General features: G+C 34.3%; 19 protein-coding genes and 1 pseudogene. 7 read left to right on the top strand and 13 right to left on the bottom strand.

Annotation, left to right across the window (positions count from 1 at the left end):
- Both QNJ66_RS06630 and QNJ66_RS06635 read right to left on the bottom strand, forming a co-directional pair.
- Positions 1–184, bottom strand: a pseudogene (locus tag QNJ66_RS06630) (RNA-guided endonuclease TnpB family protein); the annotation flags it as partial.
- Between the two features lie 214 nt (positions 185–398).
- Complete coding sequence (locus QNJ66_RS06635) at positions 399–1,340, bottom strand: diiron oxygenase (RefSeq protein WP_300504281.1); 942 nt, start codon at positions 1,338–1,340, stop codon at positions 399–401.
- 371 nt (positions 1,341–1,711) lie between these two features.
- Here QNJ66_RS06635 and QNJ66_RS06640 point away from each other — a divergent pair, with 371 nt between their 5' ends.
- Positions 1,712–2,428, top strand: coding sequence for a glutamine amidotransferase (locus QNJ66_RS06640; RefSeq protein WP_300504284.1), 717 nt, complete (start codon positions 1,712–1,714; stop codon positions 2,426–2,428).
- 279 nt (positions 2,429–2,707) lie between these two features.
- Here QNJ66_RS06640 and QNJ66_RS06645 read toward each other — a convergent pair whose 3' ends face one another.
- The gene (locus QNJ66_RS06645; protein ID WP_300504287.1) at positions 2,708–3,685 is read right to left on the bottom strand and encodes a class I SAM-dependent methyltransferase; all 978 of its coding nucleotides are present in this window, start codon (positions 3,683–3,685) and stop codon (positions 2,708–2,710) included.
- A gap of 326 nt (positions 3,686–4,011) precedes the next feature.
- Complete coding sequence (locus QNJ66_RS06650; protein ID WP_300504290.1) at positions 4,012–5,166, bottom strand: FAD-binding oxidoreductase; 1,155 nt, start codon at positions 5,164–5,166, stop codon at positions 4,012–4,014.
- A 134-nt stretch (positions 5,167–5,300) separates the two neighbouring features.
- Between QNJ66_RS06650 and trmH the strand changes: the two genes are divergently transcribed.
- A complete protein-coding gene (gene trmH, locus QNJ66_RS06655) occupies positions 5,301–5,954 on the top strand; it encodes a tRNA (guanosine(18)-2'-O)-methyltransferase TrmH (protein ID WP_300504293.1) in 654 nt (217 codons plus the stop codon).
- A gap of 85 nt (positions 5,955–6,039) precedes the next feature.
- On the opposite strand, the gene QNJ66_RS06660 is transcribed toward trmH, so the two are convergent.
- Positions 6,040–7,725 (bottom strand): alpha/beta hydrolase, encoded by a 1,686-nt coding sequence (locus tag QNJ66_RS06660; RefSeq protein ID WP_300504295.1) that lies wholly within the window; start codon positions 7,723–7,725, stop codon positions 6,040–6,042.
- Positions 7,726–7,984: 259 nt separating this feature from the next.
- On the opposite strand from QNJ66_RS06660, the gene QNJ66_RS06665 reads away from it, so the two are divergent.
- The 3 genes from QNJ66_RS06665 (at position 7,985) to QNJ66_RS06675 (ending at position 10,538) form a co-directional block, all read left to right on the top strand.
- On the top strand, positions 7,985–8,479 hold the full coding sequence (locus tag QNJ66_RS06665; RefSeq protein WP_300504297.1) for a DUF427 domain-containing protein: 495 nt from the start codon (positions 7,985–7,987) through the stop codon (positions 8,477–8,479).
- Positions 8,480–8,506: 27 nt separating this feature from the next.
- Positions 8,507–9,229, top strand: coding sequence for a 2OG-Fe(II) oxygenase (locus QNJ66_RS06670; protein WP_300504300.1), 723 nt, complete (start codon positions 8,507–8,509; stop codon positions 9,227–9,229).
- A gap of 103 nt (positions 9,230–9,332) precedes the next feature.
- Entirely contained in the window at positions 9,333–10,538 is a 1,206-nt protein-coding gene (locus QNJ66_RS06675) for an agmatine/peptidylarginine deiminase (RefSeq protein ID WP_300504303.1), read from the top strand.
- 216 nt (positions 10,539–10,754) lie between these two features.
- Here QNJ66_RS06675 and tgt read toward each other — a convergent pair whose 3' ends face one another.
- Both tgt and QNJ66_RS06685 read right to left on the bottom strand, forming a co-directional pair.
- The gene (tgt, locus tag QNJ66_RS06680; RefSeq protein WP_300504305.1) at positions 10,755–11,867 is read right to left on the bottom strand and encodes a tRNA guanosine(34) transglycosylase Tgt; all 1,113 of its coding nucleotides are present in this window, start codon (positions 11,865–11,867) and stop codon (positions 10,755–10,757) included.
- 42 nt (positions 11,868–11,909) lie between these two features.
- The gene (locus tag QNJ66_RS06685; protein ID WP_300504307.1) at positions 11,910–12,710 is read right to left on the bottom strand and encodes an MOSC N-terminal beta barrel domain-containing protein; all 801 of its coding nucleotides are present in this window, start codon (positions 12,708–12,710) and stop codon (positions 11,910–11,912) included.
- Positions 12,711–13,037: 327 nt separating this feature from the next.
- Here QNJ66_RS06685 and QNJ66_RS06690 point away from each other — a divergent pair, with 327 nt between their 5' ends.
- Positions 13,038–13,811 carry an ABC transporter permease gene (locus tag QNJ66_RS06690; protein ID WP_300504309.1) on the top strand — a complete coding sequence of 258 codons (774 nt, stop codon included), beginning with the start codon at positions 13,038–13,040 and terminating at the stop codon, positions 13,809–13,811.
- Positions 13,812–13,926: 115 nt separating this feature from the next.
- Positions 13,927–14,688, top strand: a complete 762-nt coding sequence (gene cysE / locus QNJ66_RS06695) for a serine O-acetyltransferase (RefSeq protein ID WP_300504312.1) — start codon at positions 13,927–13,929, stop codon at positions 14,686–14,688.
- Between the two features lie 50 nt (positions 14,689–14,738).
- Here the strand turns inward: cysE and QNJ66_RS06700 are convergent, their stop codons facing one another.
- The 6 genes from QNJ66_RS06700 to lnt all read right to left on the bottom strand — a co-directional run bounded on the left by QNJ66_RS06700 (position 14,739) and on the right by lnt (position 21,806).
- A complete protein-coding gene (locus QNJ66_RS06700) occupies positions 14,739–16,223 on the bottom strand; it encodes an ABC transporter ATP-binding protein (RefSeq protein ID WP_300504315.1) in 1,485 nt (494 codons plus the stop codon).
- A gap of 73 nt (positions 16,224–16,296) precedes the next feature.
- Positions 16,297–17,391 carry a BMP family ABC transporter substrate-binding protein gene (locus QNJ66_RS06705; protein WP_300504318.1) on the bottom strand — a complete coding sequence of 365 codons (1,095 nt, stop codon included), beginning with the start codon at positions 17,389–17,391 and terminating at the stop codon, positions 16,297–16,299.
- Complete coding sequence (gene lepB, locus QNJ66_RS06710) at positions 17,388–17,987, bottom strand: signal peptidase I (RefSeq protein ID WP_300504321.1); 600 nt, start codon at positions 17,985–17,987, stop codon at positions 17,388–17,390. Before lepB ends, QNJ66_RS06705 begins: the two co-directional genes overlap by 4 nt.
- Positions 17,988–18,042: 55 nt before the next feature.
- Positions 18,043–18,876, bottom strand: a complete 834-nt coding sequence (mazG, locus tag QNJ66_RS06715; protein ID WP_300504323.1) for a nucleoside triphosphate pyrophosphohydrolase — start codon at positions 18,874–18,876, stop codon at positions 18,043–18,045.
- Between the two features lie 81 nt (positions 18,877–18,957).
- Positions 18,958–20,073 (bottom strand): hypothetical protein, encoded by a 1,116-nt coding sequence (locus tag QNJ66_RS06720; protein ID WP_300504325.1) that lies wholly within the window; start codon positions 20,071–20,073, stop codon positions 18,958–18,960.
- 101 nt (positions 20,074–20,174) lie between these two features.
- Positions 20,175–21,806, bottom strand: coding sequence for an apolipoprotein N-acyltransferase (gene lnt / locus QNJ66_RS06725; protein WP_300504328.1), 1,632 nt, complete (start codon positions 21,804–21,806; stop codon positions 20,175–20,177).
- Positions 21,807–21,840: the final 34 nt, after the last annotated feature.

Below are 21,840 nucleotides of genomic sequence, written 5' to 3' on the forward strand. Positions count from 1 at the left end.
CTAACTGATAGATTAACTGTACAAAGTACCCTGAAGCTCGTTTAACTACCCTAATTTGTTTCAAGAGAAACCCATCAGGAATAGGACGAGACATCCTCATATTAACTTTCCCTATTTTGGGAAGTTTCACCCATCCATCACCCACCCATTCTTGCTTAACTGATGGGTAGAGAAAGCTTCTCATTTTCTTTTGGTTTAATCCTAGCTTTGGGAATAGCTTCCAAACATAAATCCCTTAAAATTCAAAAAAAATAGAAATAATGACTGAAGTGAGAGAAGTTTCTCTATAATTGTTGCTTCTCTCCTTTTTTCTGGCCGATTTGGCAATCTCGCGGCGTAAAACCGCGAGTATTCTTTGAATCCTGGGATTATTGAGCCTTATCAGTTATAGATAGGTTTTAGCTAGCTACACTAAGCAGCCCCATGTTAGCTAAACTGTCTTCTCCCCGTTTGGCATCTAGGTCTTGTACTAACTCAATCAGTTGGGTATAGTCAATACTATCTAAATTGCTAGTTTCTCCAGCGCGACAGTCTCTATAAATTTCTTCTGCTTTAGGAAATCCAATTTGCTCTAATACTGACTTCCAAACTTCTAATTCCTTGTCAGCAAACCAATATAAAGGTTTAGGGAGAACTTCAATAAAGAACGCTTTTTGTTCTTGGGTTAACTCTGAGTATACGCACTGTACTAAACTCTTGAAAATACAACTATGAGCATCTTCATCCCGATGATGAGCTTGTACCACCGCGCGGTTGAAAGGCTGAATGGTTTTATCACTAGATAAGAGTTTTAAATAGTCACTAACAAACACTTCAGACACAACAGAAGTTGCTAATTTAACTAGCATTTTTTTCCAATCTTCTTCATATAAATCTTGTTCTTTTCTCATACCTAGAACAAGATTAAATTCAGGAGGTTTTAGAGACTGTAAACCTCTTTGTCTACTGGTAATAATACCAGCTTTTGTTACTAATTGAACATGATAAGATTCATCAACTAAAACATCAGTTGCTACTTCCTGAATTGCACTCTCAGTAACCCCAGGATAACGGTGATAGATAATATCCTCACAAACAGGATTAACTACTTTCAATTCAACTGCAATGGTCTTCCAGTTGTAAATCAACCAACCACAAGATAAAATCTTATCTTTAGTTTCTTGAGAAGACTCTAAGAAAGCAGGGTGGTCTTTAAAGGGCAGTAAGTCAATGCGAAAATCTGGCCGACTATCATCGAGTAAAAGGGCTGCATCTATTTCCTTTTTCTTGACTTGAGAACGCTTTTCCCAAACATCACTAATTCTGGAAAGTAATTTATGGCACTGAGAAATGGATCGCATTTTAAATTGCTCCTATTATATGAAGTAGACAGCTAGTTTATGACAGGCTAATTAATGTTAATAATGTCGTAGTTACGGAATAAATCCCTAATAGATTTATGTCCATTAATCAAAGTGATAGTTAGGAAACAAATTACTTAATACATCGTATCTATGTTATTGATTATAAATTTTAATATTTTTTTAATCTTCATCCGAAAGGATTATCTTCATGGGTGATTGAGACATAATTTCTGTTTGTCAGACTTCTTGCAAAAATGTTTCGTGGTACAATTAAAGGCTCCTCTTTTATTCGATGAAATCGAGGGTCTTCAATAGGACATTTTATGATATGATGAAAGCTTGGATAAATTAATGGGCAATGATTAAACATGAAACAAGCATTAGTAATCAGACATTTAATGTTTGAAGACCTAGGTTCATTAGCTCCTGCGCTACAAGCTAAAGATTATGAGATAACTTACCTAGAAGCGGGATTTGATGATTTAAGTGCTATTGATGCCCTCGAATCAGAATTAGTTATTATTCTTGGTGGGCCAATTGGGGCTTATGATGATCAAGATTATCCATTCATTAAAGATGAATTGTCCCTCTTAAAAGAACGCTTAGATAGGGATTTACCCACCTTAGGAATTTGTCTTGGGGCTCAACTGATGGCAAGAGCATTAGGGGCAAAAGTCTACCCAGGTAATCAAAAGGAAATTGGTTGGTTTTCCATTAGACTTAGTGAAGCTGGAAAAGCCTCTGCATTAAAACATTTAGTTGAAGCAGGAGATATGGTTCTCCACTGGCATGGAGATACCTTTGATATACCGGAGGGTGCTGTTCACCTAGCGTCTAGCGAAAAATATGCCAATCAGGCTTTTAGTTGGGGTCAGTGTGGATTAGCCTTACAATTTCATCCAGAAGTAACCAAACAAGGACTAGGGCGTTGGTTTATTGGTCATGCTTGTGAAATTGGTCATGCCCCAGAGGTAACTGTGGCCAAGCTAAGGGAAAATACAGAAAAATATGCTGATTCTTTAGAAGTCAAAGGAAAAAAAATGTGGCAAGGATGGATAAAACAAATTGAAGGTAGAAGTCATTGATATCGACTTACCAGAATGCAAAGAAGTGACAAAATTATTGGCAGAAGTTCCCACCTATAAATTCTCAAAAAATATCCATATTTTAGCTTAATCGGCGAGAAACCCCACACTTTGTTTTCGATAAAAAATAATTAAACAAGTGTGGGATTAATCGCCAGTGATGCTACAATACCTTCAAGTGGGACTGGGCGTGTACCTCACTATAAAACGCCGTAGTGGGAAAGAAGGAGTACCACAATGGAAGTTCAAGAAGGATAATTTCCGCTTGAGGCCTACACTCTACGAATGTGAGTGTATGGAGCGTCGCGATGGTTTTGTGGCGACAATGGTACGATGACGATGATCACTAGGGAAGGTAGTTTGATAATCAAATCCTAATTCTTGTAAGGTTTGTTCTACATTAAAAGTATAGTAATCATCGCTGTGGGGTTCGGTACTTTTCATTAACATAAATAAGGCCGGTGGTAAGTTTTGAATTACCTCTGAACGGGGGTTATTATCAACAATACCAAGAACACCTCCAGGGCGTAAAATGCGAAAAACTTCCTTAAAAATAGCGGTTGCAGCATCACGGGGTAATTCGTGGAGAACAAACTGAATAGTAATTACATCAAAAGAATTATCATCAAAATTTGTTTTCTCTGCTAAACCATGTATCCATTGACTGATTTCTTGTTCTTCATCGGTAACTTTAGCTACTGCTAACATATAAGGGGATAAGTCAAGTCCGATGGTGTTGATTGGTAAATTGTTTTGTCGTTGGCTATAATAACGGTGGGTTGCTTTGGTGGAAACGCCTATAGAACAGCCAATATCAAGGATGTTTTCAACTTGAGGAGGGCTATAAGGTTCCAAAACAGCATGAAAAGCTGCTCTTAACCTGTCTTGTGCTTCTTGCCAAGTTAAGTCTTCATTCTTCCAGACTCGCAGGCCAAGAGACTGGGTTGCAGGAACGGCTTCAAAGGCAGCTTTCCAGCATAAATTCCCTTGATCATAAGCATGAAAAGGAACTAGATAATAGTCGGGATAAACCACGTCAGGGTTAGTGATTTGGGATAATAAGCTTTTAGCAGGGGATTTTTCTAAGGTTTTACAGTTTTGTTCCCACGCAATGCCGTTTTTCTCTGCTGTTTTAATGATAACTTGTCTCGCTTGATGGGTCATGAGGCGATAAATGGGCTTTGTTTGTATCATTAAATTAACAAAGCGTGAGAGAAGATCGTCACCTGTCCAGTCAGGTTTAACTTTATTCACCATGATATAAGATTATGGATTCCTACTCTGAAGATATTTCTAACTATATCACTCTTTAGTCATGTAATCATGTCATGCTTCATATCGTGATCGCAAAATGAAGGGTTTCTGGGATATATTTAAGCATAAAAATAGAGATTCTTCGCTATCAATTTTGAAGCAAATATTACCTATATTAGTAACATAAAATCCCTCAGAATGACCAAACATTGAACATTGAACATTTTGGTTTCAAGCCTCTCCCTTTAGGGAGAAAGAAGTTTGGGAGAGGTTTCAAGCCTACTTCCAAACGAATGATAAATGATAAATGAAATGACAGAATGTTAATGTCATAATAAAGATGGCATTTTTGTATAATCTTCTGTTACCCAACTAGCAAAACGTCTTGCTAAAGGAGGAGCAAACATAAGTGTGCTGGTAAACCCTGAAAATAAATGAAGTCCCTCAAAGTTGTCAATTTTACCTACTAAAAAATTAGAATCAGGACAAAAAGAAACTAAGCAATTATGTACTTTTCCTGGTAAATTTTGTAAATCAGGAAGTATTTTACTAACTCCTTCGCGAATGGTTTTTTCTGCTAAACTTTTATTAAGTTTTGCTGTAGTATTGGTTATAATCTGACTAATTTGACCTAAACAAAAACTTCCATCTAAAAATTGAATTGCACCAGGTTCCATGACATCAGAAATAATCTCATCATTAGGATTATTCCATAAAGATTTAATTTCAGAATCTCCTGATTTTTCTTCAATATCAAGACGGTTTAAAATAGCTGGCATCACTAAAGCTTTTAGTTTTATATCTACATTGGAAGTTAATATCAATTGAGAATGAGTAAAATAAATATTAATATTTATGCCCATATTTTGTAACAAAAAACGGCTTAAACCTCCTGCACAAATTACGACATTTTTACTATAATATTCTTCCTTATTTGTTTTCACTCCTGCTATTTTTTGATTTTGAGATAACAGTTGAGTCACTTCTTGATAATTAATCGTTCCACCTAATCTTAAAAAAGCTTGTTGGTAAGCATTGTTTGTTTTCTGTGGGTGAATATGTCCATGAGGTAACTTAAGACATCCTGAGATATAATCAGTGTTTAATAAAGGTTCAATTTCATTAGCTTCTTTTGGGTCTAATAATTGAGGTTTTATGAAAAATTTTTGATAATTTTCTACAATAGCTCGGGGTTCATTATTGACAGGAATAGTTAACATTAAATCCAGTTCTCTAAAATCAGTATTTTCTCCCAATTCTTCTGATAAATTATGATAAATATCTCGACTTTCTTGACATAATTGAATCGAATAGTTATCTGTTCCAGACCAATAAGCGACTCCCCCATAACTATAACGAGTTGCATTATCATAATTGGGATCTTTTTCTAGTAGTAATACTTTTAAACCTTGTTTAGCCAATTCATAACTTAAACTTGATCCTGTAATACCAGCACCAACAACAATCCAATCAAAATTATTCATAGTCTTCTTATATAATTTTTAGCTATTTTATCATAAATAGCTGATTAATTAAACTTTATATTTTAATATTATTTCTAAATCTAAATTGAAAAACTATGATAAAATGATGAACACAATTTCTGATTTATAACTGAATGAATTTGCTTCCTAGACGTTATCATCGCATCAAACAAGTTCTTGACAAAAGACAACCAGACTTAACTGTATTAACCGAGGATGTTCATAAACCGCATAACTTATCAGCTATTATTCGCACTTGTGATGCTGTAGGAATATTAGACGTTCATACTATTAATAAAACCGATGAATTTCCTACTTTTTCTCAAGTTTCTCAAGGCAGCGATAAATGGATATTTCTACACACTCACCCTGATATTAGAACAGCTATAAATTATTTAAAACATAAAAATTTTAAGATATATGCAGCACATTTTACAGATCAATCTTTAGACTATCGTGAGATCGATTATACTCAACCAACAGCTATTTTATTAGGAGCAGAAAAATGGGGAGTTAGTGAAGAAGCAGCAAATTTAGTTGATGGAAACATTATTATTCCCATGTTAGGAATGGTGCAATCTTTGAATGTTTCTGTTGCTGCTGCGGTCATTTTATTTGAAGCACAACGCCAAAGATTAGCAAAAAAAATGTATGATACCAGTCGCTTAGATGCTACTATATACCATAAAATATTGTTTGAATGGAGTTATCCAACCTTAGCAAGAGAGTATCAAAAAAAAGAGGTAAATTATCCATCTTTAGGAGAAAATGGAGAGATTATTAGCTAAAATTATCCATAGAACAAAATTAAAACCACACCTAAAAACCATCAATTAAAATGGTATCAGATATTGATATTAGTGGTGTATTTTTTTAGCGAAAAATATTATTATTCAATCTGAATTGTTCAATAATTTCTTTGAGTGCTTCCGAAGAATCTTGGCTAATTAAATGAGCTTTAAATTCTTCATCTTTACCTAAATACTGAACATAATTAGCTCGAAGATAGGGTGCATAATCTTGATTTTTTGTCAGATGTAATTCAAAAAAAGCTAACATTGTCGAGTTGGTATAATCATCTAATAACTCAGGACTGGGTAAAGTTAAATCGTCCACAGTATCTATTAAATCACTTAACCCTCCATCCACTTGAGAAAAGTCTACGTGAGCTTGTCCTTCTTGTAATAAAAGATAACTATTTGCTGTGGTTAACCAAGGAAAAGAACGAACTTGCTCAAACACAAACGGAGTAGCCGGATCGTAGTTTCCTGCAGCAATAAAAGTTGGTATTTTAATCTTAGCTAATCCTTTCGGACCAAAAATACTAGCATTGACAGGATTAAGCGCATACACAGCTTGAATACGCTCATCCCTAAAATTGTAGTCTTTTTGTTCAATGTTTAAAGCTCTACATTGTAATAATAAAGCCGTATTCATATTCCCTAAATTAATGTTACAATCTTCCTCAAGATGTTCAAAATCTAAGGTTGCTCCTGATAGTGCTAAAACCGTATAACCACCAAAAGAATGACCAAATACACCCACATTTTCTAGGTCTAATATGCCTTGATACTGAATATTATTACGCTTCTCTAATTCATCTAAAGTTTGACTAATATCCAGGGGTCGATCCACAAATTCTTCTACTAAAAATATCTGTCGAGATAACCCTTCTAAAAAATAATTTTTCTGTTGAATATCACTCCCTGGATGTTGGGGAACGGCAACAAAATAACCGTAAGAAGCTAAATGTTTGGCCTGTTTAGCAAAAGCTTCCGGTTCAGAACTTAAACCATGAGAAATAATGACAACAGGAGTCTTTCCCTCACGCCAAGTTTTAGGTCGATAAACATCAACATAAAATCTTCTTTCTCCAAACCGAGTGCCACGGTTTTCATCTGTTAAATAAAAGCGTTGGGGTTCTAATACTTGAAACGGTCCTGGTTGTTGGATATCTAATTTTTGAGAAAAATCTACAGGAGGATCATTTTCCGCTTCCAGTGCCGATAATCTAGCGGTTTCTTCACTAAATAAATAAGTCGCTCGAACAATAATATCGATTTTTTCCCCTAAAACCAGAGCTTTTTTGACATCCAGTTGTATATTAGTGGAGAAGTTTCTCAAGACATTAATTAAACTTAATCCTTCCGGTTCAAACGCTGATTGTACTAAAGATCCTCTGATCACATATTGTCCATTGCGTCCACCTTGAATGTTAATAACATCACCAAAATAATCAAGAAGACGTAATCCTTCATCAGTATGAAGACTACGAGAGATCAATACAGGATCGACGGGAACTGGTTTCGATAAAGCTTCCCGAAATAACGCTTTTTGTTCAGCAGTTATACCAGCAACATCTAAATAAAAAGCTAGATTACCAGTCGCTATTCCTTCATTAGCAAAAGTTTCCAGAGAATCCACCGACACCGACAAAATCAGAGAATCGTACACAAAAGAGATTTTCTCCACTGCATAAGTAGGAACTGCGGTGATAGCGATCGCCCCAAAAGTGAGACTGCATAACCCAGAATAAGCAGAAAATTTAGAAATATCCATCACACCTTAAATAAATTCTAAAACTATCATTATAGTAAAAATAAAAACCAGAAAAATCAACCATTATCATAGTCCCAGTGCTGTAGCTGATCAAGAACTTTTAGAAATAAAAAATATTAATACTAAACAAGTAAATTAAACCAACTAGCAAACTTACTTGTAAAGCGATCGCCAATAATTTAACAGTAGCATAAATATTATTGTATGATAGGATCAAATAACTGTTAATCACAATCACTTATTAAAAATCAATTAACTTATGAGACCAACTCCTATCCCTCCACAACCCGGTCAAGAATCTGTTTGGGACTATCCTCGTCCTGCTATTTTACAAGACACCGATAAACATCTCAAAGTAATTTGTAATGGTATTGTTTTAGCCGAAACCAGCAACGGAAAAAGAGTCCTAGAAACCAGTCATCCTCCTACCTATTATTTCCCTCCTGAAGATGTTAAGTTAGAATATCTTACTGAGACTTCTAGAAAAATTCCTTGTGAATGGAAAGGAATATGTCTTTATTCTGATATTAAGATAGGAGATAAATATATTCAATATGGATCTTGGCGGTATTTTCAACCTACACCTGATTTTGTTTCTATTCAAACTTACTACGCTTTCATACCTGCTTTAATGGATGCTTGTTATGTTGATGATGAGTTAGCGACTCCCCAAGCAGGAGATTTGTATGGAGGATGGATCACTAAAGATATTGTTGGGCCCTTTAAAGGAGGCCCAGGAACTTGGGGATGGTAAACTAATCATAAAAATAAGGCAAAAACGATGAAAATTAAAGCTGAAATTGAGAAAACAGGTTATCAAATTAACGATAATTATTTGACACTAGAGCAATGTAAGCATTTTTTAAAATTGATTGATGATTACCGCAAGAATCACAAGGTTCCTAATGTTTATCGCCAATCTAGAGAACGTTCACTCGATTATTTTGTCATTGATGGTGTGCAAATTAAACAACACTTGCCTGAAGTATGGCAGATATATCATAATGTTAACAATATAGTCAATGAACTAAGCGGACAAAAGCTTGTTCCGTTGGCTAATCAGAGAGTGGGAGTTAACATTAATATTATGTCAAGCGGGGGCGAATATCGTTGGCATTATGATAGAAATTTTGTGACAGTTCTCCTATATTTAAACGAAGTGAAAAAAGGAGGAGAACTAGAAATGTGTCCGAATTATAGATTATATATTAACCAACAAAAATATACTTTTATTCAGAAATATTTCGATTATTTATTTCAGTTAAAGATTATCCGAAATTTATTCGGAAATCAAATTAATGTAAAGCCATCTTCAGGAAGAATATTAATTATGCTGGGTGATAGGTGTTTGCATAGTGTTCAAGCTTTAGAAGGAAATGATGAGAGAATTAATATAGTCATGTCCTATGACATTCCTGGAAAAAATTTTCCAATTGAGAAACAACTTGATTCTTACTTATATACTCAAGAAGAAAAATATTCATCAGATCCAAATTATCTTTAATTATTATTAGACATATCCATAATTTAATAAAATCAGACCAATAACACAAATTTGATCTTATTCTCTACTTTATATGATATATTTTTATATTATTTGGGAATATTTGGGGTATAAACAAGGTTTTGATATAAATATAATGATAAATCATAAAAAAAAGCAAAAATATTTCTATATAAATGTGTTTAAAATTTTTTTATATAGTCCTATTATACTCATAATATATTTTCTTCATGTTTACTTTTTTGATATTCCAAATTATTCCTTACCCGAAATCCCAACAAGCATTTTATACACATTTCCAGAAGAAAGCACCATACACGAAGGAACATGGTTGCAATGGCCACATCATTTTCAATACGGTAAACAATTTAGAAACCATTTAGATCAAACCTGGATTACGCTAACAAAAGAGCTTAAAACCAGCGAGAATGTTCACATCATTGCTTACAACGAAAACGAAAAAAACAGGATTATTGGCCTTTTAGCTTCGGCTGGAGTCAACTTGGTAAATGTTAACTTTTATGTAATACCTAATAACGATTTTTGGATTCGCGATAACGGTCCAATTTTCGTTCACGACACAATGGGAAATTTGGTTATTCAAGATTGGGGCTTTAATGGCTGGGGAAATAAAGCCGATTTTGATTTGTGCAACAAGGTTCCTCAAGCCATAGCAAATAATCAAAACCGAACGTTGGTTGATTTAAATGCTGTGATGATAAATGAAGGGGGAAGTGTAGAACTTGACGGGCGAGGCACTTTAATGGCCTGTAAAAGTTCAATTTTAAATAATAATCGTAATCCACACTTAGGTCAAGAACAAATAGAAGCCATATTTAAAGCTTATTTAGGAGCAGAAAATTTTGTTTGGCTTGATGGTCAAGCTGGATTAGAAATTACCGATCAACACATTGACGGGTTTGCTCGATTTGGCAACTCGAACACCATTGTTACTATGAACAATGCCGATTTATTGGCATTCGATGTGCTTCAAACCGACATCGATAAACTTTATAAAGCCAAAGATAAAGATGGACTACCTTACAATTTTTTGTTTTTGCCTTTAACTCAAAATAATGTTACTACAACTTATGGCAAAAATTTAGGCTACAAAGGTTCATACTGTAATTATTACATTGCCAATACCAAGGTTTTAGTTCCAACTTATAACGATCCAAACGATACCTTGGCCATAGATTTACTTCAAGACTTATATCCGAACAGAAAAGTTGTTGGAATTGACTTTAGAAATGTATACGCCAATGGGGGAATGGTTCATTGTGTTACGCAACAACAGCCAGCCGAATAATTTTTTTCCTTGACCAAACATTGAACATTGAACATTAAACATTGAACATTGAACATTGAACATTGAACATTTTGGTTTCAAGCCTCTCCCTTTAGGGAGAAATAAGTTTGGGAGAGGTTTCAAGCCTACTTCCAAACCAATGATAAATGATAAATGATAAATGAAATGACCTTGGGAAAAGTTCGCCGTTTTCTTCAGTCTTAAACTAGCCAAAAGTTAAGGAGAATCTTCTTTCAACCAATGAGCAAATTCCTGAGTAAAATTATCCTTTAAAATAGCCTCACGAATACGTTTAGTAAACCTCACTAATTCTGTCACATTGTGTAAAGATAAGAGGATATAACCGAGCATTTCATGCGATCGCACTAAATGATTCAAATAAGCCCGTGAAAAGGTTTTACAAACGTAACAAGGACATTCAGAGTCTAAAGGGGCAAAATCTTCTCTAAATCGGGCATTTTTGAGGTTCCAGCGTTCTCCTCGTACCAATGCCGTCCCGTGACGACCGAAACGAGTGGGAATAACACAATCAAATAAATCTATCCCAGAAGCGATGGCCATCACCATTTCTTTATAAGTCCCCACCCCCATCAAATAACGGGGTTTGGACTCAGGGAGCAAAGGAGCGGTAAATTTAACGATATCACGCACTAATGCCGGTTCTTCCCCCACACTGACCCCACCGATAGCATATCCGGGCAAATCTAAAGGAATTAAAGCCGATACCGCATCCGATCGCAACTTGGGATAGGTTCCCCCTTGAACGATACCGAATAACGCCTGATCTTGGGGTCTCTGATGGGCTTTAATGCACCTTTCTAACCAGCGATACGTGCGATCGGTTGCCGCCGCCACAGCGTCATAATCAGCGTCTCCTGGGGGACATTCATCAAAGGCCATGATTACGTCTGCACCCAAAGCATTTTGAATATGGATAGACCGTTCAGGGGTTAACTCAATGATGCTACCATCCCGAGGAGAACGGAAAGTAACACCAATTTCTCTAATTTTTCGCAGTTCACTGAGGCTAAATACTTGAAAGCCTCCAGAATCGGTTAAAATAGGACCATTCCATCCCATAAAGCGATGCAAACCCCCGGCAGTTTCAACAATCTTTTCCCCTGGTTGTAGATGTAGGTGATAAGTGTTGGCTAAAATCATTTGTGCGCCTGTTGTTTCCAGTTGTGCAGGGGTTAATCCTTTAACTGTCGCTAGGGTTCCTACAGGCATAAATCTGGGGGTTTCGACGATCCCATGAGGGGTTGACCAAGTTCCGGCCCTAGCTTGGGTGTGAAGACATTTTTTTTGTAATTGAAAAGAAAAGACCATATTTCAGTTATCAGTTACCAGTTATCAGTTACCAGTTATCAATTATTTCATTATTTCTACCTTATCTCCAACTTTTAAGGATGTTTCTTGTTGTAAGTTTACGATTTTTGTGTTAACACTTACTCGATAAAAATGATTAAATTGACTGGAATTTACCCAACTGGGCAAGGTTTCTTTTCTTTTGGTTATAAAGTGTTTTTTAAAGTTGTTTGTTATGGCTCCTGTATAAGAATTTTTTGTGGGAACGATACATCTTGGACAAGGCTTAATACCTTTAAAATCGACGTTACCAACACGAAAATTTACCCATTGATTTTTCTTAGCAAATAATTGATCTTCCCAGAAAGCGGAAACTCCATTAATTTCTAGATTGGCTCTAAATCTCCTTCTTATTTCTTCTATTGTTAGTTCAGGAAACCAGTTAGCAATAGTTTCTAATGCGGCTTGACTAATAATAGTAGGTCCCGAGGCTTTTCTATCATCAGGAAAGCCAGTAATTTTATTTTCTTTCAAATAAACTATACAACCAAAATAGTCACTTAAAAACTTTTCTATTTCTTTTCTTTCCTCTTCTAAATCAAAGGTTTGCTTTAAATCATTATCTTTATGTTCCAAAGTAACTTGACTTAAACTATCACTATAAGTTGCTCTTAGTTGATAAATTTGGTTATTAGTTTTAGCATTAATTAATTTTCTATTTTTAGTAAAAATTGCCCATTGTCTGTCATATTCTAAAGCTCCACTTTTCAGAAGTTTTGCTTGGGAAATCGATAAACCATCTAAAGATTTAATGGGATAAATGATGATTTTGTCTAGAAAAGGTGTTTTATTGATTGATTCCATACTTTCATCTCTCTATTGATTAATATAAGAATTCATGGTTTATAAATTCAATTTCCTTCCTATTTCCCTCTTGGGAGGGGTTAGAGGTGGGTAGGATTAGAGGTGTGTTAATTTCATTTACCCCGACGTTTGCCAACCAACTAAACAAATAGCTGTAATGAGACCTAAGATAGGGAGAATTATCCAGGGCTTTATTTTATATCTTTTCATACAATCACTCCTAAGGGGACATAATTCGGGGTATTTCTGTAAGATTATGATAACAGTAAGGCGATACTGGGGAATAATAAAAAAGTAAACAGCACTAAGAAAGATACTTGAACAACCATGAATTTAATCAGAATCTGGATCATTGCTAGTAATGGATTTCGAGAAGTTATCCGCGATCGCATTCTTTATGTAATTGGATTTTTTGCCGTTGTTTTAGCCCTCTCTTTGCGCTTACTTCCTGAAATTTCGGTGGGGGCAGATGGTAAAATTTTCCTAGATGTTGGTTTAGGGTTAACCTCTTTTTTAGGGGCGATCGTTGCTATTTTCGTAGGAACAGCTTTAATTAATAAAGAAATTGAAAAAAGAACCGTTTTAATTTTAATTCCTAAACCCATTAGTAGGGCGGAATTAATTGTGGGTAAACATCTGGGTTTGTGCGGTGTTTTAGCCGTAGTTCTTACTATTATGACTGCGCTTTATTTAGGTGCATTAGCTTGGGCAAATATAATATTCTCTCCTGTTAGTTTATTAGTTTCTCAAGTTTATCTCTTATTAGAATTAGCGGTTTTAACAGCAGTTGCCATAACATTTGGGACGTTTACCAGTTCAATTTTAGCAACCCTTCTCAGCTTTGGTATCTATATTATTGGACATCTTAGTAGCGACTTACTTGAATTAGCGCAATTAAGCAAAAATCCCCAAATTACTGCTTTAACTGAAAGCATCTATTTAATTGTTCCTAACCTAGAAAGATTTAACCTCAAAAATACAGCAGTTTATGGCATTCTTCCCAGTAGTTCTGACCTATTAATTAATGCCGTTTATGGAATTGTCTATATTGTCCTCTTGCTGACCATTTCTAGCTTTATTTTCTCCCGTCGACAGTTTTAAGAAGATATTCAGAGACATTCTGAAACACGAAATCAACCAATTGGGTGAACCGTCAACCGCTTCCAGTGATAAAATAGGTATAAGACACATTCTTTAAGTCAGGAAATTCAGTTTGGTGTTATCCTCCATCATTGCCGATTTTCGTGTTATTTTTGACCGTGACCCCGCCGCCCGCAATTGGCTAGAAGTCCTTTTCTGCTATCCTGGGTTACAAGCGATTATGCTTCATCGTGTTGCCCATCGTATTTACAAGCAAGGAGTCCCCTTCTTCCCCCGTTTAATCTCCCATCTGGCAAGATTTTTTACTGGGGTTGAAATTCATCCAGGTGCTAAAATTGGTACTGGTGTATTTATCGATCACGGCATGGGTGTGGTCATCGGTGAAACCGCTGAAGTCGGTGACTATAGTTTGATTTATCAGGGCGTCACCCTTGGGGGAACCGGGAAACAAAGCGGCAAACGTCATCCTACCCTCGGTAAAAACGTAGTTGTAGGGGCAGGGGCTAAAGTTCTCGGCAACCTTAATATAGGCAATAATGTTAGAATTGGCGCCGGTTCTGTCGTATTACGTGACGTTCCTTCTGATTGTACCGTTGTGGGGATTCCTGGGCGCATTGTTTATCAATCTGGGGTCAAAGTCAACCCCCTAGAACATGGCAACTTACCTGATTCTGAAGCGAAGGTAATTCGGTTATTACTCGACAGAATTGAAGCTTTAGAAAAACAGGTTGAAGCATTACAAGAAGATAAATTAAAAGAACGGGAATTAGTAGTTAGTGGTGTGTCGAATTTGGGAACTAATTCTGGTAATAATGAATCTCATAGTTGTTATATAAAAGATAAAGAAATCGAGGAATTTCTCGGCGGTACTATGTAACTTTTTATCATAGCTAATTTTAGGGGTCAATGTTAATTGACCCCTTATTTTTATTGTGATTTAATTCCCATCATTAATAAACCAATGGTTTCTACATCTGTTTTAGGATCAACTATATCCATAAATTCTCCTCGGTAAATAATAGCTAGGCGATCGCTCATTGTTCTAACATCTTCTAACTCGGTGGAAATATATAAAATAGCTGATCCATTTTCCCTTGCTTTTAAGAGTTGTTGTTGTATATATTCGGTTGCTGTAATATCGAGTCCTCTAGTGGGTTGCATCGCAATAATTAATTGTGGATTATTAGATAATTCACGGGCTAAAATTATTTTTTGTTGGTTTCCTCCTGATAGTTTACTAACGGTAAGATTGGGTTCAACTCCTCGAATATTAAAGTTATTAATTGCTTCATTTTCTATAGTTTTAATAGCTGTTTTCTGTAAAATTCCCCATTGATTAAAAGGATAGGAATGATATTGTTTTAGAATCAAATTTTTACCAATATTGAAGGAGGAAATTAAGCCCATTGTTTTTCTATCTTCTGGAATATAACCGATGGATAATTGTCTAATTATTTTTTTTATTTTCCAATCAGTAATATCAATATTTTTATATTTAATTTTACCATTTTTTGGTAGAATTAATCCCATAATAACTGATACTAATTCTTGTTGTCCATTACCATCAACTCCAGCAATTCCTAAAATTTCTCCTGCTTTGATTTGAAAAGAAATATCATTAATATTTTTAACAGCTAAATTATTGACTGTTAAAATTGTTTCTAGGAAAGTTAATGTTTTTTTGTTTAAATTAACTGCTTGATGTTCACCAATCATCATCTTAGCTAATTTTTGAGGATTAAGATTTTTATTTTTAATAGTATCGATTACTTTTCCCTTTCTTAAAATTGTTATAAAATCACATAAATTAATAACTTCTTCTAATTTATGACTAATAAAAATAACTGTATTTCCTTGGTTAACAAATTGACGTAAAATTTTGAAAAAGTTGGCAATTTCACCAGGGGTTAAAACTGCAGTAGGTTCATCCAAAATTAACAGTTTTGCACCTCGATATAATACTTTTAAAATTTCTACTCTTTGCTGCATTCCCACTGAAATATTTTCTACTTTAGCATCTAGATCAATTTCTAGTTTATAATCATCAATTAATTGTTTAATTTCTACTCTTTTTTGTTTTAATTTAAGTCCATATTTTCGCGATGTTCCTAAGATAATATTCTCTAAAACAGATAATTGAGGAACTAACATAAAATGCTGATGAATCATACCAATTCCTTGATCAATTGCATCTTGAGAAGAATTAATATGAACGACTTCATTATTAATATAAATTTCTCCTTCATCGGGACGATATAACCCTGATAATATATTCATTAATGTACTTTTTCCTGCACCATTTTCTCCTAAAATAGCGTGAATTTTTCCCTGATTAATAGTTAAAGAAATACTATCATTGGCAGTAAATGAACCGAATTTTTTAGTAATTCCTTTTAAACATAATTGAACCATCTTTATCTGTTTAATAATGGACAATATAGCACTTCTCATACTTGTGAGGTACAGAGGTTATATCTCAATAATCTTAAGAAAGAGATTTATTTACACAAAGAGTTGATTTTCCATTTTCTTGGCAAGGTTCAAAAGTTATTTTTTGAGAAACAATTGCTTCTTTAATAGTATTAATTTTGCTAATCATTTCATCACTAATAACATCATTGAATTCTCCCATATATAAAATATCAGAATAATCTAAACCTAAACTATAAATTTGACCTTTTAATTCTTTTTTCTCAGCTAATTCTGCCAGATAATTAATAGCTAAGTCTAAACGTTTAACAGGAGTAGTTAACACAGCTTTTGGTGCAATATTTAACTGATCAACCGTATTACCAAAAGCATAAATTCCCTTTTCTTCTGCGGTTTGTAAAACAGCAGGAGACGCATTATCTAACCATTGATAAATGACATCAGATCCAGCAGAAATGAGGGCTAAGGTTGCTTCTTTTGCCTTAGCTGCGTCATTCCAATCCCCTGTATAACTGGGAGTAATTTTAATGTCAGGATTGATAGATTTTGCCCCTAATTCAAATCCCCTTAATTCTTCATCTGTAGCTTGAAAAGATTGGGCAGTAATATAGGCCATTTGATTACTTTTTGTCATCAATGCACCTAATATTCCACAAAGATAACTTCCTTGTAAATGATCGATGCGTAAAGAGGCGATATTTTCCCCTGAAACTGCCCCATTTACCCCTATAAAAAAGGTGTCAGGAAATTGAGCAGCTACCTGTTGAATAGCAGCATCAAATTGTCCCCCATGAGCATAAACTAAATTATAACCTCGTCTGGCAAAACCAGCTAAAGTTTCTGCTTGATCTGCTTGAGAAACTTGTTCAACATAAGCTGTTTCTACTCCTAATTTTTCTTCTATTAATTTAACTCCTTCATAACCACTTTGATTCCAAGCTTTATCTGTTATAATACCAGGTAAAACAATGGCTATTTTGAAAGGAATTGACTCTTTTTCTGTGAATCTATCTTCTATTATTGGAAGCTCTTGACTTTCTTGAGTAAAATACTGATCAGGAGTATTTCCACAAGCTTTTAAAATCAAACTTCCTAAGAATGCTGAGCTAAAACCTAAAAATTGTCTGCGTTTTAATGGTGAATTTTTCATCTTATTATTGTGCTTAAAATACTACCGATACGTTGCCAAGGAAAGAAGCGAAAAACAGCATGACCAATGATATTTTTCTCAGGTAAAAATCCCCAAATATGAGAATCATTACTATTATTTCGATTGTCCCCCATCACAAATAAATAACCTTCAGGAACTTCTACAGATTTTAAGTTATAGTGAGGAGATTCTAAAATATAGTTCTCTTCAAGAGGCAAATTATTGACATAAACTATACCATCTTGAACAGCAACTTTATCACCTCCTCTAGCAACAATTCTTTTAATAAAAGCTTGACCTTTTTCGTATCCTTGCATTTGTAATTGCATGGGAGGTTCAAAAACAACTATATCTCCTTTTTCTGGTGGATGAAGATAATAAGAAACCTTTTCAATAACTAAGCGATCGCCTGTTTCTAAAGTAGGAGACATGGACTGAGAAGGAATATATCTGGGTTCGGCAATAAAAGTCCGAATAATAAATGCTAAAATAATAGCAATGATTAAAATTTGTACATTTTCTCGTACAGTTTCTCCGATGCTATTTTTCTCGTTTAAATTGGAGTTAGATTGTTCTTTTTCTGGATCGATAGTCATAAAAATTACCTAAACTATTACGTGATTTTAAAACCCCGTAGTTAACTATGGGGTTTTATTGATTTAGTTGTTTTTTAGCTTGTTGCCAAAGCTTTTCTAAATCTTTTAAAGGATAATCTGTTAAAGGGCGATCTGCAAATTTCTCCATTTTAGAAAGTCGTTGAATAAATCTTTCATTAGTGCCTGATAATGCCTCAGAAATATCTAAATCATACCATCTGGCTAGGTTAACAATGGTAAACAATAAATCACCTAATTCTGCTTGTTGATGGCTTTTATTATCGGTTTCTAATGATTCTTTAAACTCGGTTAATTCTTCCGAAAATTTTTCCCAAACGCCCTCGATATTTTCCCATTCAAAACCTGCTTTGGCAGCCTTAACTGAGATTTTACTACTAGCCATTAGAGGTGGTAAAGTACGGTGATAACGGTCTAATTTTCGACTCAATAATTGAGTCATTTCTGGGTTTTCTCCTTTTTCTTCTGCCTTAATTATTTCCCAATTTTGACGCACTTCTTCACTATTTTCAACGGTTACATCGCTAAAGACATGAGGATGACGACGGATTAATTTTTCTGTGATCCCTTCTGCCACTTCTTGTAAGCTAAAATGACCGTCATCTTTGGCTATTTGTGCTTGTAATACCACTTGTAACAATAAGTCCCCTAACTCTTCAACAATGGCCTCTTGATCCTCGCTTCTAATAGCATGAACAACCTCATACGCTTCCTCTATGACATAAGGTATCAAAGTTTGAGGGGTTTGGGCCAGATCCCAAGGACATCCCCCGTCAGGCGATCGCAGTTTAGCTACAACATTAATCAGATGATTTAATGCTTCTAAGATGGCGTGATAAGTTTGGGTTGGGGTGGTTTGAGGGTTAGACATAAATAGTCAGAATAAAACTCACCTATCTATTGTTAACCAAGTTAGTATTTTTTTCAATCATTATTAGTCAATATATCTAATTTACTGTTTTGCTTCCTGCATTTTAGTTTGAGCAAATTCTAACAATTTTTGTGCTTCTTCATAAGCAGTAGTTCCTTTTTCAACTTTTTTCAATTGATCCATGGTTATTTGCATTTTATTAATAAATAGTTTTTGTTGATTAGATTCAACTCCATTAGCAAACTTTTTTTGGATACCTTGGATCTCTTTTTTGGCAATTTCTAAAGCTAATACTGATTGTTTCTCAACTTTACTATTTAGTTTGACAACACTCAAATTAGTTTCATATTCTGCCAATAAATCTTGTGTTTCTAAATAGCCTATTTCATTTTGAGAAATTGTTTCTAGTCTCCTAATAGCCTTTTGCCATAGTTGTTGGCATTCTTGCCATTTATCCACAGAATGAGGAGGGTTTGTACATAATTTTTTGGCCGATAAAGAAAAACTTTTAGCTGCTGTAATCATTGTATTAGTTCTTTGTTTACCTGTTATATTTCCTGTAACAGATTGAAAGTCCCTCTGATAAATATTTAATTTTGAATTAACTAAAGTTGCTGCAAAAGTTTGAGGAGGTAATTGTTGTAATTCATCTAAAGATTGTTGCCAACTTCTAACAATTGTTTGTTTTTCTTCTGGTTCCGTTGCTTGTTGATAGTTTTGTTTAGCTTCTTGTAGTTTTTTATCGGTCTCTTGATATGTATTAAAAGCATTTTTTTGTTGAAAAATAATTGCTTCCATTCTGCCTATTTTTTTTCTAGCTGCTTCAAATTCATCTATGGTAAACTGCCAACTACAACTAAACATTTCGCAGTATCTTTTGGGTTCATAACCAATAAACCAAACAGGAAGTTTATCTAAATTGTCTTGAGCAAGTTTAACCTTTTCTTCCCCTAATTTTATATCATCAAAACTAGAAACATGATGAATAAGTTGATCCGCTTGTTCTACATGAGCGATCGCTTCTCGATAATTATGATCCATCTCAATATAACTCGGTAATAATAATAATGGAGCAACTTTTGAGACGGGACGACGTATCATAGGATAAGGTAGATTAACAAGGGAAATAAGTCCTACTAAACCCGCAGTTGTAACCGTTGTAATGCCTAGACCCCAAGCAATTAGTTTTAGTTTCATAATTAATAGTAACCAGTATATTCAATATTAGTATTCCCCATATTGAACAATTTGTTATCATTTAGCATCATCCATTATATTTAGCAACTTTAAGAAATTCCTTATTTTTCATAATTATAATTAGCAATCATCCATAATATTCCTGAAAAAATAGTTAAAATAATGGTCAACCAATCTCCCCATTTAACATATAAAGTTTTGTTATTTCGAGGATAAATAGTCCCTCGATGTAGTTGATAAATATTCATATCTGATATCCATAAAGTTTTCCCTTTTGGGTTAACAATAGCAGAATATCCAGTATTAGTCGCCCTGGCCATCCATCTATCAGTTTCAATCGCACGAATAACATCTTGTGCGTGATGTTGTGCAGGCATAATTTCACTATAATGGGCATTATTAGAAGCCGTAATAATAAACTCTCCTCCTGCATTTGCTTGGCGACGAAAATGCTCACTAAAAGCAGATTCATAACAAATTCCTGTGATTGCTTGACCAAAAGGAGTGTTAAATTTTTGCTCAGGTTTTCCTGCAATTAAATGACTATCTAAAGGAGACAATCTATCAATTATCTTCCCTAAAATATTCTCAAAAGGAATATACTCTCCAAGGGGAACCAATTTTACTTTATCAAAACGACTTAAAATATTTCCTGTATTTGTTATCATAAATAAACTATTAGTATAACTTCTATCTTGACTACCAAAAGCCCCAAGAATCACAGGGACTTGCTGCCCTAAAATAGCCCGATAAAAAGAACTATTTTTCAGAATCTCATCTATATCAAATGGGAGAGCAGTTTCGGGAGTAATAATTAAATCAACATTTTGATTACTAAGTTTTTCATATCCTTTAGTGTAACCCTCAATCGCTTTTCTCCATCCAGCAGCATAGAGTTTTATAGTATTAGGAATATTTCCTTGAATAATCCCCACATTTATCGCCTTATCTTCGTCATTAATTAAGGGTTGTATATATAAGTAAAGTCCACCCAAATGTAACAAGAATATTCCTAATATTCCTGTTAAAATTAATAGTGAAAATTGTTTTTTATTTTGAGAGTAAAGCAAAATAGACTCGGCAAAAATACCATTAATAGCGACAATAGCAGCCGTAACTGTAGAATAACCCGATAATTTTGTTAATTGTAAAATAATCAAATTATTAGGACTCTGAGTGTAAGATAAAGAAGTCCACCACAAAGCACCTTGATTCCAAAGTAATTCTAATAAACACCAAATTGCTACACCAAAACTAACCCTTGAAATTGCTGTAAAAATATTATTTTTTACCCATATATTTTTTTCAATACCTGTCCCTTCTTCCCTATTACCTATTTCCTTACTCCCAATAAAAAAACGTAAAATAATAGACCAAATAGTAACTAATATAGCACCCCAAATAGTAATAAATAACCAGCAAAAAAGAGCAATTAACACACTAAATATCCAAGGAACACCCATCCAAGTCATCGGATGAATACCAGTGATCCAAAATAAAGAAAAACCATGATAAGCAAATCCCCAAATAAAAGCGATTAAGCTTGTTTCATTAACAATAATAGTTCTAATTTTTAACTTATTTTGCAACTCCATTCTTAAGGAAAAGTTATTATTAGATACAGTAAATAACCATAAGGGAATTAATGCGATCCAAGCCAAGTAAAATGCAGAAAAGGGAGCAGTTGTCAAGCCCATTAATAAACCACTTATAGCAGTTAATAATAATTTCATGATAATAGTTAATAATTTATATAAAGGTAGGGGT

Origin of the sequence: Crocosphaera sp. (genome assembly GCF_030064895.1) — a bacterium.
In the GTDB taxonomy this organism is placed as follows: domain Bacteria; phylum Cyanobacteriota; class Cyanobacteriia; order Cyanobacteriales; family Microcystaceae; genus Crocosphaera.

What these genes read in the sequence shown, in the direction of transcription:
- QNJ66_RS06635 (WP_300504281.1), bottom strand. Translation starts at nt 1,340, where the DNA reads ATGCGATCCATTTCTCAGTGCCATAAATTACTTTCCAGAATTAGTGAT.
- QNJ66_RS06640 (WP_300504284.1), top strand. Translation starts at nt 1,712, where the DNA reads ATGAAACAAGCATTAGTAATCAGACATTTAATGTTTGAAGACCTAGGT.
- QNJ66_RS06645 (WP_300504287.1), bottom strand. Translation starts at nt 3,685, where the DNA reads ATGGTGAATAAAGTTAAACCTGACTGGACAGGTGACGATCTTCTCTCA.
- QNJ66_RS06650 (WP_300504290.1), bottom strand. Translation starts at nt 5,166, where the DNA reads ATGAATAATTTTGATTGGATTGTTGTTGGTGCTGGTATTACAGGATCA.
- trmH (WP_300504293.1), top strand. Translation starts at nt 5,301, where the DNA reads ATGAATTTGCTTCCTAGACGTTATCATCGCATCAAACAAGTTCTTGAC.
- QNJ66_RS06660 (WP_300504295.1), bottom strand. Translation starts at nt 7,725, where the DNA reads ATGGATATTTCTAAATTTTCTGCTTATTCTGGGTTATGCAGTCTCACT.
- QNJ66_RS06665 (WP_300504297.1), top strand. Translation starts at nt 7,985, where the DNA reads ATGAGACCAACTCCTATCCCTCCACAACCCGGTCAAGAATCTGTTTGG.
- QNJ66_RS06670 (WP_300504300.1), top strand. Translation starts at nt 8,507, where the DNA reads ATGAAAATTAAAGCTGAAATTGAGAAAACAGGTTATCAAATTAACGAT.
- tgt (WP_300504305.1), bottom strand. Translation starts at nt 11,867, where the DNA reads ATGGTCTTTTCTTTTCAATTACAAAAAAAATGTCTTCACACCCAAGCT.
- QNJ66_RS06685 (WP_300504307.1), bottom strand. Translation starts at nt 12,710, where the DNA reads ATGGAATCAATCAATAAAACACCTTTTCTAGACAAAATCATCATTTAT.
- QNJ66_RS06690 (WP_300504309.1), top strand. Translation starts at nt 13,038, where the DNA reads ATGAATTTAATCAGAATCTGGATCATTGCTAGTAATGGATTTCGAGAA.
- QNJ66_RS06700 (WP_300504315.1), bottom strand. Translation starts at nt 16,223, where the DNA reads ATGGTTCAATTATGTTTAAAAGGAATTACTAAAAAATTCGGTTCATTT.
- QNJ66_RS06705 (WP_300504318.1), bottom strand. Translation starts at nt 17,391, where the DNA reads ATGAAAAATTCACCATTAAAACGCAGACAATTTTTAGGTTTTAGCTCA.
- lepB (WP_300504321.1), bottom strand. Translation starts at nt 17,987, where the DNA reads ATGACTATCGATCCAGAAAAAGAACAATCTAACTCCAATTTAAACGAG.
- mazG (WP_300504323.1), bottom strand. Translation starts at nt 18,876, where the DNA reads ATGTCTAACCCTCAAACCACCCCAACCCAAACTTATCACGCCATCTTA.
- QNJ66_RS06720 (WP_300504325.1), bottom strand. Translation starts at nt 20,073, where the DNA reads ATGAAACTAAAACTAATTGCTTGGGGTCTAGGCATTACAACGGTTACA.
- lnt (WP_300504328.1), bottom strand. Translation starts at nt 21,806, where the DNA reads ATGAAATTATTATTAACTGCTATAAGTGGTTTATTAATGGGCTTGACA.